This is a genomic window from Pseudoalteromonas sp. AS84 (assembly GCF_038900255.1).
Taxonomy (GTDB): domain Bacteria; phylum Pseudomonadota; class Gammaproteobacteria; order Enterobacterales; family Alteromonadaceae; genus Pseudoalteromonas.
This window is the reverse complement of record NZ_JBBMQY010000005.1, coordinates 55,673-67,363: the sequence shown is the minus strand read 5'-3', so window position 1 is coordinate 67,363 and position 11,691 is coordinate 55,673. Positions and strand designations below refer to the sequence as shown.

Genomic DNA, 11,691 nt, shown 5'->3' with positions numbered 1-11,691 from the left:
CTTAATTAGTAATATAAAGCCAATAACTTTAGATACTCGTTATCAAGAATCTACGACATATTAAAAAATGGAATTTTATGTACCAATACTTATATTTAAAGTGTTCACTTATAATGAGTAAGGCCACCAAAATTAGCTTTCTTCCTTTCTCTAAAGTTGAAACTGACAATTTAAAAACTCTCTTATTTACTGCACGACTTTTTGTTTATATAGCTCTTGCATACTTTTTGAATGGGTTAGGTACTTTTGTATATGATGTTCATGAAGTTGTTAATTTATACAACTTTAAACAAACTTGGAGCGTAATTTTTACAAATATTCATCAGACTCTACTATTGAAAAAATTATTATGGGAAATGTTATTTAGCGCTGCTATATTAGCGTCTGGAGGTATATTGGCTGCAATAATTTCATTCGAGTTTAAATATGAAAGTAAAAATGACTAACCTCAGGCCTTTGCTGTACTTTAAAACCTTATGCTATTGAAGCTGAAATTATTAAAGCACTTAACTTTCCTCCTTTAACAAATAGCACTAATAATATAAAAATTCAGAAACAGTATTTTTAATAGGTAATTTATAAATGGATAGTGCATCAATAATTGCATGGAGTGTTTTATTTGGTGGCATAGGTATTGGCTACCTTACTTACGGGCGAAGAAAAAAAGCCGTAGTACCACTTTGTATTGGTTTATCGTTATTAGTGTTTCCGTACTTTATGACCAGTGTAAGTATGTTGCTTATTGTAGGCGCTATTTTAGTTGCCATTCCCTACTTTGTTAAAATTTAACATTACTACTGTTATTGCTAAGGCTAAATAAAATACACGCGAAAAATAAAAAAGCGCCATGGTATTCAACTTTGGGAAAATACCATGGCGCTTTTGGGGTAGTAGAAATAGGAATGTACCTACACTGTATGATTTGCAAGCTTAGTACCAACTTCATGAAATAATTAAAGTTCAATAAAAACAATTAATTAATATATCTTTTCGATACCTCTATTGTTTCCCTTGTTCCAGTTTTGTGCACGCTGCCACGAATTTGCACCAAATTAATTGGCATTATTTAAGGTTGTTTCAGCATTCTATTAACCATTAAATCTTATTATTGATAAAATCAATATCAGTTATTGAAAACAACAATTTTATTAATAATACACTTAGCGCTAGAGTGAAGTTAAGCCAACAAACTAAGAGTAATTATTATGACAACAACTTCTTTCACGCGCCAAGATGGATTATTCATCGATGCTAACTTGCATCAGTTCATTGAAGAGCAGTTATGCACTAAAGCTAACACCACTGAAACTTACCAAGCATTAGCTACTTTAGTTGATGAGTTTGGTTGTAAATGCCGCAAAACAAAACATCAACCTAATGATGTATTAGAGGTAGATACATTATTAAACGCATACCAACTTAAAAATCATCCACTTTGCCATGTTGATGCACAAACTACGGAAGCCGTTTTAGACGAATATTGCTGCCAGGTTCCTGCAATTATTGTTGTTGCATTAATGGATACGCTTAGTGGTACTCAGTGCGATGAACCTGAGGCACATGAGATTTACCATCGTGCAGCGCAGTTAACCAACCGCCCTTGTATGCACAGAGTAAAAACTGCTTCAGCAGCTTAATAATGGATGTATTTAAAAGTGCTCGATAACCTTCTTTGCAAAGCCAGTACAAGTTAAGGTTGTCGAGTTATGAATTCGTGAGTTATCGGTGTGTTCTTGCGCTAAATCAAAGGTTACTTCACCGCTTTTAAATGTTTGCTCTAACGCATTTTCTATGAGTAGTGCGGCTTCGTTCCACCCCATAAATTTAAGCATTAATACCGCACTTAAAATACTACTGCTGGGGTTTGCTTTATTTTGCCCTGCTATACGTTCAAACGTGCCATGCGTAGGCTCAAAAAATGCGACATCGTTATTTAAATTTGCAGCGGGCATTATGCCAACACCGCCAACTTGTGCACTGAGCATATCCGCTAAAAAGTCACCATTTTGATTAGTCGTCACCACTACATCAAATTGCTCTGGGTGCATTAAACATTGCTGCAGCATGTTATCGGCTATGACTTCTTTAATAATTAAGGGCGCTTGATGTGCTCGCTCTATTTGCAACCAACGCCCATTTTCATGTGCAGTGGCATTAAATTCGTTTTGTGCAAGTGCAAACCCCCAACGCTTGAATGCCCCATCGGTAAATTTAAGTACATTGCCTTTATGCACTAGCGTTAACGATTCACTATCGTTTTTTATTGCATAGTTAATGGCATAACGCACTAATCTCTCAGAGCCTTCTTTGGATATATTTTTAATACCAATTCCGCACTCTTGTGAAAACCTTAACCGGGTTACACCCATTTCCTCGCATAAAAAATCGAGCATTTTTTCACTTTCTACACTGCCTGCTTGCCACTCAATACCTGAGTACACGTCTTCGCTGCTATCACGAAGTACTGATATGTTTGTTAAAAAAGGATTTTTTAAAGGAGAAGGAAGTGCACTAAAGCCTTTTATAGTGCGCATATTTACAAACAAATCCATTTCTTGCCTGAGTGCAACATTAAGCGATCGAAATCCACCACCCAGTGGTGTGGTTAACGGCCCTTTTATGGCAATTTTACAGGCACGTACTGCGTTAATTGTTTCTTGTGGAAACCAATCACCGTCATACAGCTTTGCGGCCTGCTCGCCATTATAAACTTGCATCCAATGAATTTTCCGTGCGCTTTTATAGCAATGCGCAATTGCACTATCAACAACGTGGCGCATTACCGGCATAACATCTAGGCCCACGCCATCGCCATCAATAAAAGCTATGATAGGTTCTAACGGTATTTGCCAGTCTCCTTGCGCATTAATAGTGATATTTTGGCCGTGCTCAGGAACTTGAATATGCTGATACGTCATGGCTAAAACCTAACTTAAAATAACGATTAATTGATTAAACCATGCTTAGCTAGGAGTGTCTGTATTTGTACTTTTATAGTTACTATCATTTTAAAAAATAAAGAATTAGGCGTGATTATTTATTTATTTAGTTGGTCTTGTATATTAGGATTTTCGTACCAGTTATTAAATTACAGTGGAGCATTTTAATGAAATTCTTTTTTGTACTGCTACTATCAATCAGCTCTTTTAACGCATTAGCTCTTGAAGTAGTCATACATAACCTTAGCTCGCTCTCGAGTAATGCTCAAAACACAGTATCTACATGGGTTAATCAAAGTGTTGAAAAAACACAAAATACACTGGGCCCTTTAAAACAAACCACATTGCCTATTTATTTAAAACCACAATATTTTGCTTTTGAGCCTGTGCCTTGGGCTACAGTTAAACGCAATAACCCCGATGGGCTTGAACTACATATAGATCGCTACGCTAGTCTAAATGCATTCACTAAAGATTGGACGCTATACCATGAACTTTCGCATTTATACTTGCCGCTACTTCCCTACTCCGGTTTTTGGCTAAGTGAGGGTTTTGCCAGTTATATGCAAAACGTAATAATGCGTGACAGCGATATAATTACCCAGCCGCAGTTTGTACAACGTTTAAATGCAGGATTTGATCGTGCCCGCCTGCAAGCCAAAACTAAAACACAGCCACTTAATAAGCTCTCTGCTGATATGTGGAAACAACGTGCCCAACAACGTGTTTATTGGACTGGTGCAGCTTTTTTTGCCCAGGCTGATTTAGAGCTACAAAAACAAGGGTTATCTGTGGCGGGTATAATAAAACAGTATCAAGTATGCTGTAGACCCGCTCGTTCAAATGCTAAAACATTTATAAAAGAGTTAGATAAGCTATCCGGTAGTAGCGTTTTTTCAACGCTATATGCAAAATATAATACTCGTACTGATTTTCCTGATATTAGTAAAGAGCAGCTAAACACGCTTTAAAAGCTGCTCTGTTTTATATAGTTACTATATTCAACAAGCCCTTGCGCGTTAAAGTTGGTTGAGTACTTGTTCATAAAACCATGCAAAAAATTTGTTTTATAACACTTAACATTCGCTTTGGTGCTTAAAGCTTTAATAACTTCATCAACATTAAAGTGACTCTCACTCGCTGGAAATATAAACTCATAGGGTACTTTTGCATCTAACGCTAAATAATTACGAATTTGCGACGGATAAAAGCCAATTAACTTTTTAAGGTGTGTATTGCCTGTTAATAACTGTGCCCGCCATGCTGCACTTGCCCCTGCACTAAAAGCAATACACGTGGTTGGCACTTTTAAGCCTTCAAAGCATTTTTGAAGTTTGTCGGTGTATTTATCATGGCCACACTGCTTCATAAAATTATTGTAACTATCTTGTTCATTTTCAATGACTTGAATCTTGTTATTGAAAGGATCAACAATAGCTACATGTGGACTAATTGCCTGTGATAACCTTCTTAAAGCAGGGGTTAAACCATAAATATCACTCACTATTAGGTAATTCATACTTATCCTTTGGTAACTAAAAATGGCTATTGTAAGCAGTTGATAAGATTTATTATAAATATTTTTACAAAAATAGCTTGCACACAATTTATATATAAGTTACCTTCCCTCTCTGGTTTAAAGAAACCGCCGCGGTTAACCATTTACCCTGATCCAGTAAGCCCCGCAAAACGTATATTTGAAAGCTAAGTTATTGTACGGCGAGAACCCCTTGAATAATACCGAGATGATTTTTTACTATCATCGCAAAAGTGTCATAAAGATCGTCAACACTGTAATGAAGCTAAACACAACATCGTTAATTTATTAACTGCAATTTGCTATAAAAATATAGCGCAGAATAAATAACAAGAATAAAGTGAGTTTTATTATGTCTTATAAATATAATGGGTCTATGATCCAAATCGCACATCCAGTGCAATCAATTTCAGTAAACAAACATCGTGTAATCTTTAGTGATACGCAAGGTTTAAAAAATGCATTGTTTCAAAAAGCGAGTGATGCGCGCCAGTTTGTTAAGTGGCTAAAAGCTAACTAAGCAACACATAACTTTAATTGCCCTTTTATTATTGCAATTATTGATAAGATATTATGCCAGCCTCGTTGCTGGCATTTTACTTTTTAGCTCTTTATTGGTTACAATAGTTTTACAATAATAATTACTGGTAGCTGTTGTAATGCTCCGTATATTTTTAACCTTCTTACTCTTTTTCAGTTTGAGCCCAATAAGTAATGCGAGAACCATAAACTGGCTAGCGCATGACTTTGCACCCTACTATATTTTAAATGGCCAATATCAACACCAAGGCCGCGACGAAAGCATAATTTCATTACTTGAAAAACAACTGCCTAATATTACCTTTAATCGAATGCTTATTCCCTCAGGTAAAGTAATTCAAGAACTGTCTAATAATTCACACAATGCGTGCGCACTATCGCTTTATAAAAACGATTACAGAAAAAAGCATATTTACTTTACTGACGAGAGCTCAACAACGGGTCTTTCACCTTCAATTGCCATGCACAAAAGACTCGCCAAAGCGCTAAATATAGCGGACTCAAATGAAGTCTCGTTATTGGATTTAATACAAAATAAAAAACTAACTCTTGGAGTCTCTATGAGCCGCTCTTATGGCCAAGAGATAGATACATTAATAAACAGTACGCCCAACATAGATTTAGTAATTAGACCCACTCGCGATAGCCTAGCGAGCCTTACATATATGCTTAACCTAAAACGAATTGATATTTTGCTGGGTTACCCAAGCGAGCATTACTATTTAGCCAAATCAATGCACTTTGCAGAAAATTTAACACAGCGTCCATTAACCGAATCACCCGCGTTAAGTTATGGTTTTATTGGCTGTACTAAAAACGAGCAAGGCGCAGAAGACATTGCCATTCTTAATGAGCAGCTCAAAGTCATTAAAAAAACGCAGGCTTATAACGATTTGCTCATGCGCTGGTTACCTGAGCATTTAAGGCCACTATTACAGTCACGTATAAATAGCGCAAAATAAGCAAATTCGAAGTCGCTTAATTTGAGTTTCTGTTAAGCAAAAAAAAACGCCACAGTAAGTGGCGTTTTTATATTTAATAATGGTATTACTGACGAACGCCTTCTATTGATAAAATAATATCAACATGAGTAGATGCAGGTCCTAAGTTGTAATCAATACCGTAATCGGTAAGTTTAAGGCTGGTTTCGCCCTCAAAACCTACGCGATAGCCGCCCCACGGATCTTTACCTTCGCCCACTTTATCTATTTCAAAGGTAATAGTGTTAGTTACGCCGTGCAGCGTAAATTCGCCGGTTACGTCGGCCTCTTCACCATCTTCATCAAATTTAATGCTCGTGCTTTTGAAAGTCGCTTTTGGGTATTTATCCACATTTAAAAAATCTTTACCATGTAAGTGCTTATCACGCTCTGCATGGTTAGAATCAAGGCTAGTGGTATCAATATTTACCATAATCTTTGATGCATCAGGGTTTTTAGCATCATAATTAAATGTGCCGTCAAAAGTATTAAAACGTCCATATAACCAGCTGTAACCTAGGTGTTTAATTTTAAAGTTAACAGACGCGTGCCCGCCTTTTGTATCAATTACATAATCAGCTGCATTAGCGCCTGTTGCCGATAACATCATTGCAGCCGAAACGGCTGTGCTTACTAATAGTTTTTTCATTTTAATCATCCTTTAATGGTTTGATCATTCTGATTAAGGTTTTATCTTTGTCGATAAAGTGATGTTTTAACGCCCCTAGTGCATGAAGTACTGCAAACCCTATTAATGTGCATGCACCATAATAATGTACTTTTCCTGCAATATCGGCTTGGTCATCAAAAGCAAAATCAAGGGCTGATACGTTAAATAAGGTAAACACTTCTATTGGACGTCCGTCTGCGGTTGATATCAAATACCCTGCAACAACAATAACGGCCAAAATAATATACATAACAATATGCGCCGTATGCGCTAAGTGGTTCATGCCTTTACTTTCACCTAATGGTTTAGGTTGTGTAGATAAAGCACGCCATAAAATTCTAAATAAAAATACGGCCACCAGCGTAATACCTATGCTCTTATGTAAATCGAGCGAGCCTTTATACCAGCTATCGTAATAAGTAAGCTCAACCATATATAAACCCAAACCAAACAAGCCAAAAATAGTCAGCGCCATGAGCCAATGTAAAATAATGGCGACAAGTCCGTAAGATGAAGGTGTATTTTTAAACATGTGTGATTTCCTATAATGCTATGACGCTACAATATAGTGCACAGCCGTAAATGAAAATAACATTTACAAACACTTTACGTGCGTATACGCACAGAACTTTGATATTCAAAGTCAGTTTTAAAAGGAGAGGATTAAACAGATAAGTTTATAGGGTGGATTGCTCGCTTAAGCTGACATAAATTAAGCTCTCAGGGCTTACTTGCAAACAGGTAACAAGTCCTTCTTTAATGAGCTCTAGCATAGCAATAAAACTAACGACTACACCACTTCGCCCTTCATTTGGCGTAAAAAGCGCATTAAAAACCACCGCCGAATTTGCTTGCGATAATTGCTGTAATATTTGACTCATTCTCTCTCGCGTTGAGAGTACTTCAGCAGTAATTTGGTGATGCTCAAACGTTTTTGCGCGCGCCATTACATCACTCAACGCCAGCATTAAGTCTTTAAGTTCAAGTTCGGGGAGGTTTTGAGTTGTGTCTTCACGTATTGGCATAGCGGCATGCGCTATAAAAATATCACGACCAACACGAGGAATGTCATCGAGATTTTCAGCGGCTTTTTTAAATAGCTCATATTCTTGTAAACGCTTAATAAGCTCAGCGCGAGGATCTTCTTCCTCTTCTAGCTCTTCGTGTACAGGTAATAATAAGCGCGACTTAATTTGTGCAAGTAACGCAGCCATTACTAAATATTCACCAGCAAGTTCGAGTTGAAACTCGGTCATCATTTCAACGTAACTTAAGTACTGCTCTGTAATACTAAAAATAGAAAGTTCGAGCACATCAAGCTTATGCTTTTTAATTAAGTACAGCAGTAAATCGAGCGGACCTTCAAAAGTTTCTAATATTATTTCGAGCGCATCGGGCGGAATGTATAAATCTTCGGGTTTATCTACAACCGCTTTACCATGCAAAAAAGCCAGTGGCAGCTTTTGCTGCACTGGCTTTTCGATATATTTAATATCAGCAGTACTTTCGCTCACGCTTTATTACTCAAACGGGCTTGTATCACCACAGCCAACACGCAATATTTTAACGTCATCTTCCGACAGATCGATTACTGTTGTTGCTTGCTCTGGCAAATAACCACCGTGAATAATTAAATCAACATGCTTATCTAATCGCTCTAAAATTTCATCAGGATCTGACTCTGTAAACTGCTCACCTGGTAAAATTAAAGAACACGACATTAACGGCTCGCCAAGTTCGGCAAGTAACGCACAGGCTATTGGATGCTCAATTACACGCATGCCAATGGTTTTTTTCTTGTCGTTTAATAAACGCTTAGGAACTTCTTTTGTTCCTTTAAAAATAAAGGTATAAGGCCCTGGCGTATTATTTTTAATAAGTCTAAATAATTGGTTATCTACACGTGCGTAAGTAGATAACTCCGATAAATCACGGCAAACTAGCGTAAAGTTATCGTTTTTTTCAATACCACGAATACGCTCTATGCGCTCTTTGGCTTGCTTGTTACCAATATTACAACCGATGGCGTAGCCCGAATCAGTTGGATAAACAACAACGCCGCCTTGTTTAATAATATCAACGGCTTGACTAATCAATCTCGGTTGCGGGTTATCAGGATGAATATGAAATAATTGACTCATGTTAATGCCCCTTCTTCTCCTTCCCAAGCTTGCCAAACACCTTGGCAGTCTTTAGGTAGGTATAAATTTTTGCCAAGCTCTAAATAGCTTGTCGGAAAATGAAAATCAGACCCTTGTGAGCAAAGTAATTCGTACTCACGACTGAGTTCACCTAAAAATTGACGTTCGCTTGGCGCCTGTTGAGGTTGTGCAACTTCCATTGCGTCCCCTCCTACACTTTTAAATTCTACTAATAACTTACGTAGCCACTTATTTGACATTTGATAGCTACTTGGGTGCGCAAGTACCGCAACACCACCAGCGGCATGAATAGCCTCAATGGCAGTTTGCATAGTGCACCAGCAGCTCGGTACGTAGCCTGTTTTGCCACGCCCTAAGTATTTTTTAAAAACACCCGGAAAATTTTTGGCAACGCCGCGCTCTATTAATGCGCGTGCAAAATGGGCACGTGTAATTTGCGCGTCTTTTGCCAGCTCTTTAGCTTGCTCGTATATGCCATCAAAGCCATTTTTTGCAAGGCGAACACCAATCTCTAGCGCTCTATCTTCTCGCTTTTGCTGCTGAGCTGATAATAAAGAGGTAAGGTCAATATTATTAATATCAATATTTAAACCCACAATATGAATTTCAAAACTTTCCCATTTGGTAGATACTTCTGTACCCGTAATTAATGAAAGCGGTAATTTTTCGGCTTCAATAAATTGCTGCGCAGGCTTAATAGCCGCAACAGTGTCATGATCGGTAATAGCAAACACATCAATATTTTTATCAACAGCGCGATGCAATAATTCTTCAACCGTTAAACGCCCGTCTGAATGTGTGGTATGGCTATGTAAATCATATTTTATCAAAAGAAAACTGCTTAAAATTAAGGGTTAATGGTGTTTATGTAAGTATAACAACTTTTTTGACTAAATTGTTTTAAATAAACACTTGACACAAAAGCATAAGATACGTTTTACTGTAGCCACTTTCAGACACATTAAGAATTAACAATAATGATCAATTCAAACTTAAACACTATTTGGTGGTGGCACTCGTAATTATCGGGTGATGAATTGTCGTGTCTAACAAAAATTCAAAACCCGCAACTATGCGGGTTTTTTTATAACTAAATTTTACGAAACGTATACGTTAAAAATATTTAATAAATTTTGAGGCAGAAAAACATGAATAACGGTCTTACTCTTACACATCGTTGGTGGTGGCGCCTGATATAGCGGGACGGTAATGATCTGTTTGTAATTTAGATATCGTTATTCAAACCCCGCATTGCTAAAGCATTGCGGGGTTTAATTTTTTGAGGGAATGAGGTTTGATTTTTAGTCATATAACTACCACACCAGGCGAAGTAACAAGCATTACGCAAGTACGCGACTATATTAGTAGTCCTCTTGCATTATACGCGGCACTTGATAAGCCTAACTCACTACTGCTTGAATCGGCTGAGATTGATTCTAAAGACAGTGTAAAAAGTTTAATTTTAGTCGACTGTGCCCTGCGGATTGTATGCCAAGGTAAAACAGTAACCGTTACTGCAAAGTCAAATAACGGGCAGCAACTGCTTAGCTACTTACATGCTAATGTTAAAAGCTGTACAGCCACGCTAAACGATACAACACTAACGCTTGAGTACATGAGTGCAAACAATGATATTGACGAAGCAAGTAAGTTGGTTGCAGACAATGCATTTAGCGCTCTTCGTACGTGTATTAACAGTATTAAAAGCACAACTAACAATCCATTTTCGTTATTTTTAGGCGGTGTATTTGCCTACGATATGGTAGCAAACTTTGAGCAGTTAAGTGATGTGCCTGATGGCGAAAACACATGCCCTGATTACGTATTTTATTTAGCCGAAACGCTAGTTGTTATTGATCATCAAAAACAAACAACTGAACTCATTGGTAATGTGTTTAATGGTCCAGACGTACATGCTAACTGCTTTGAAGTAGGTAAAGAGCTAGAACGATTAAATACACTTTGCGATAACGCAGCTGAATTTAGTGCAGATATGCAAAGCGGCGAGTGCGATGTGAGCGTTGATATAGACGATGCGACTTACTGCGAGCAAGTAGTAAAACTCAAAAAGAATATTGTTGATGGTCATATTTTTCAGGTAGTGCCGTCGCGAACATTTTCACTACCTTGTCCTGATCCCCTTCACGCTTATAGCCAACTTAAAAAGCAAAACCCTAGCCCGTATATGTTTTATATGCGCGATGAAGACTTTGCATTATTTGGCGCGTCTCCTGAGTCGGCCCTTAAGTACGACGTAAGTAATAAGCAAGTAGAAGTATACCCAATTGCGGGGACTCGCCCGCGTGGTAAATTTGCTAATGGGCAAATTAACCCAGACCTAGACAGCCGCATTGAGCTGGAACTAAGAAACGATCAAAAAGAGCGCGCCGAGCATTTAATGCTGGTTGATTTAGCCCGTAACGACGTTGCACGCATTAGCGTTGCAGGTACTCGCTTTGCTAAAGAGCTATTAAAAGTAGACCGCTATTCACAAGTAATGCATTTGGTGTCACGCGTTGTTGGTACACTCAAACCCGAGCTTGATGCACTGCACGCTTACCAAGCATGTATGAACATGGGCACGCTTGTTGGTGCACCAAAGGTTCGTGCTGCTGAGCTTGTTCGTCAAACAGAAGGTAAACGTCGTGGTAGCTATGGCGGCGCAGTAGGTTACTTAACCGGTGATGGCGCAATGGATAGCTGTATTGTTATTCGCTCAGCTTTTGTTAAAAATAACAAAGCGTATGTGCAAGCCGGTGCCGGTGTGGTGTTTGACTCAGATCCTATTTCAGAAGCAAACGAAACTCGCGCTAAAGCACAAGCGGTTATCACCGCCATAAAATCTACGTATAAGGCGGTATAA

Annotated in this window: 14 protein-coding genes; 7 read left to right on the top strand and 7 right to left on the bottom strand. The window is 38.0% G+C overall.

Annotated features, from left to right (window positions below; translation table 11 throughout):
* Nucleotides 1-113 precede the first annotated feature (113 nt).
* The 3 genes from WNY79_RS07360 (at nucleotide 114) to WNY79_RS07350 (ending at nucleotide 1,637) form a co-directional block, all read left to right on the top strand.
* Nucleotides 114-446 carry a hypothetical protein gene (locus WNY79_RS07360; RefSeq protein ID WP_143475901.1) on the top strand — a complete coding sequence of 111 codons (333 nt, stop codon included), beginning with the start codon at nucleotides 114-116 and terminating at the stop codon, nucleotides 444-446.
* Between the two features lie 136 nt (nucleotides 447-582).
* Nucleotides 583-789 (top strand): hypothetical protein, encoded by a 207-nt coding sequence (locus WNY79_RS07355; RefSeq protein ID WP_007582523.1) that lies wholly within the window; start codon nucleotides 583-585, stop codon nucleotides 787-789.
* A 416-nt stretch (nucleotides 790-1,205) separates the two neighbouring features.
* Complete coding sequence (locus tag WNY79_RS07350; RefSeq protein WP_076923892.1) at nucleotides 1,206-1,637, top strand: hypothetical protein; 432 nt, start codon at nucleotides 1,206-1,208, stop codon at nucleotides 1,635-1,637.
* Nucleotides 1,638-1,649: 12 nt separating this feature from the next.
* Here WNY79_RS07350 and icd read toward each other — a convergent pair whose 3' ends face one another.
* Nucleotides 1,650-2,918, bottom strand: a complete 1,269-nt coding sequence (gene icd / locus WNY79_RS07345; protein ID WP_342875518.1) for an NADP-dependent isocitrate dehydrogenase — start codon at nucleotides 2,916-2,918, stop codon at nucleotides 1,650-1,652.
* A gap of 188 nt (nucleotides 2,919-3,106) precedes the next feature.
* Between icd and WNY79_RS07340 the strand changes: the two genes are divergently transcribed.
* On the top strand, nucleotides 3,107-3,910 hold the full coding sequence (locus WNY79_RS07340) for a hypothetical protein (RefSeq protein WP_342875517.1): 804 nt from the start codon (nucleotides 3,107-3,109) through the stop codon (nucleotides 3,908-3,910).
* Here WNY79_RS07340 and WNY79_RS07335 read toward each other — a convergent pair.
* Complete coding sequence (locus tag WNY79_RS07335) at nucleotides 3,907-4,458, bottom strand: hypothetical protein (protein ID WP_342875516.1); 552 nt, start codon at nucleotides 4,456-4,458, stop codon at nucleotides 3,907-3,909. The genes WNY79_RS07340 and WNY79_RS07335 overlap by 4 nt on opposite strands.
* Before the next feature lie 370 nt (nucleotides 4,459-4,828).
* Here WNY79_RS07335 and WNY79_RS07330 point away from each other — a divergent pair, with 370 nt between their 5' ends.
* Together WNY79_RS07330 and WNY79_RS07325 are read left to right on the top strand one after the other, a co-directional pair.
* Nucleotides 4,829-4,996, top strand: a complete 168-nt coding sequence (locus WNY79_RS07330; protein ID WP_002961566.1) for a hypothetical protein — start codon at nucleotides 4,829-4,831, stop codon at nucleotides 4,994-4,996.
* Nucleotides 4,997-5,135: 139 nt separating this feature from the next.
* Nucleotides 5,136-5,978 carry a transporter substrate-binding domain-containing protein gene (locus WNY79_RS07325; RefSeq protein WP_342875515.1) on the top strand — a complete coding sequence of 281 codons (843 nt, stop codon included), beginning with the start codon at nucleotides 5,136-5,138 and terminating at the stop codon, nucleotides 5,976-5,978.
* Between the two features lie 85 nt (nucleotides 5,979-6,063).
* Here the strand turns inward: WNY79_RS07325 and WNY79_RS07320 are convergent, their stop codons facing one another.
* The 5 genes from WNY79_RS07320 to WNY79_RS07300 all read right to left on the bottom strand — a co-directional run bounded on the left by WNY79_RS07320 (nucleotide 6,064) and on the right by WNY79_RS07300 (nucleotide 9,658).
* Nucleotides 6,064-6,645 (bottom strand): YceI family protein, encoded by a 582-nt coding sequence (locus WNY79_RS07320; RefSeq protein WP_294121092.1) that lies wholly within the window; start codon nucleotides 6,643-6,645, stop codon nucleotides 6,064-6,066.
* 1 nt (nucleotide 6,646) lies between these two features.
* Nucleotides 6,647-7,198 carry a cytochrome b gene (locus WNY79_RS07315; RefSeq protein ID WP_342875514.1) on the bottom strand — a complete coding sequence of 184 codons (552 nt, stop codon included), beginning with the start codon at nucleotides 7,196-7,198 and terminating at the stop codon, nucleotides 6,647-6,649.
* Between the two features lie 145 nt (nucleotides 7,199-7,343).
* Entirely contained in the window at nucleotides 7,344-8,180 is an 837-nt protein-coding gene (locus tag WNY79_RS07310; RefSeq protein ID WP_342875513.1) for a ScpA family protein, read from the bottom strand.
* Nucleotides 8,181-8,186: 6 nt separating this feature from the next.
* Nucleotides 8,187-8,807 (bottom strand): L-threonylcarbamoyladenylate synthase, encoded by a 621-nt coding sequence (locus tag WNY79_RS07305; RefSeq protein WP_024599353.1) that lies wholly within the window; start codon nucleotides 8,805-8,807, stop codon nucleotides 8,187-8,189.
* Nucleotides 8,804-9,658: a PHP domain-containing protein gene (locus WNY79_RS07300; RefSeq protein ID WP_024599352.1), complete on the bottom strand. Its 855-nt coding sequence runs from the start codon at nucleotides 9,656-9,658 to the stop codon at nucleotides 8,804-8,806. Before WNY79_RS07300 ends, WNY79_RS07305 begins: the two co-directional genes overlap by 4 nt.
* A 464-nt stretch (nucleotides 9,659-10,122) precedes the next feature.
* On the opposite strand from WNY79_RS07300, the gene WNY79_RS07295 reads away from it, so the two are divergent.
* Complete coding sequence (locus WNY79_RS07295) at nucleotides 10,123-11,691, top strand: anthranilate synthase component 1 (RefSeq protein WP_342875512.1); 1,569 nt, start codon at nucleotides 10,123-10,125, stop codon at nucleotides 11,689-11,691.

What these genes read in the sequence shown, in the direction of transcription:
- WNY79_RS07340 (WP_342875517.1), top strand. Translation starts at nt 3,107, where the DNA reads ATGAAATTCTTTTTTGTACTGCTACTATCAATCAGCTCTTTTAACGCA.
- WNY79_RS07350 (WP_076923892.1), top strand. Translation starts at nt 1,206, where the DNA reads ATGACAACAACTTCTTTCACGCGCCAAGATGGATTATTCATCGATGCT.
- WNY79_RS07325 (WP_342875515.1), top strand. Translation starts at nt 5,136, where the DNA reads ATGCTCCGTATATTTTTAACCTTCTTACTCTTTTTCAGTTTGAGCCCA.
- icd (WP_342875518.1), bottom strand. Translation starts at nt 2,918, where the DNA reads ATGACGTATCAGCATATTCAAGTTCCTGAGCACGGCCAAAATATCACT.
- WNY79_RS07330 (WP_002961566.1), top strand. Translation starts at nt 4,829, where the DNA reads ATGTCTTATAAATATAATGGGTCTATGATCCAAATCGCACATCCAGTG.
- WNY79_RS07320 (WP_294121092.1), bottom strand. Translation starts at nt 6,645, where the DNA reads ATGAAAAAACTATTAGTAAGCACAGCCGTTTCGGCTGCAATGATGTTA.
- WNY79_RS07360 (WP_143475901.1), top strand. Translation starts at nt 114, where the DNA reads ATGAGTAAGGCCACCAAAATTAGCTTTCTTCCTTTCTCTAAAGTTGAA.
- WNY79_RS07355 (WP_007582523.1), top strand. Translation starts at nt 583, where the DNA reads ATGGATAGTGCATCAATAATTGCATGGAGTGTTTTATTTGGTGGCATA.
- WNY79_RS07335 (WP_342875516.1), bottom strand. Translation starts at nt 4,458, where the DNA reads ATGAATTACCTAATAGTGAGTGATATTTATGGTTTAACCCCTGCTTTA.
- WNY79_RS07305 (WP_024599353.1), bottom strand. Translation starts at nt 8,807, where the DNA reads ATGAGTCAATTATTTCATATTCATCCTGATAACCCGCAACCGAGATTG.
- WNY79_RS07315 (WP_342875514.1), bottom strand. Translation starts at nt 7,198, where the DNA reads ATGTTTAAAAATACACCTTCATCTTACGGACTTGTCGCCATTATTTTA.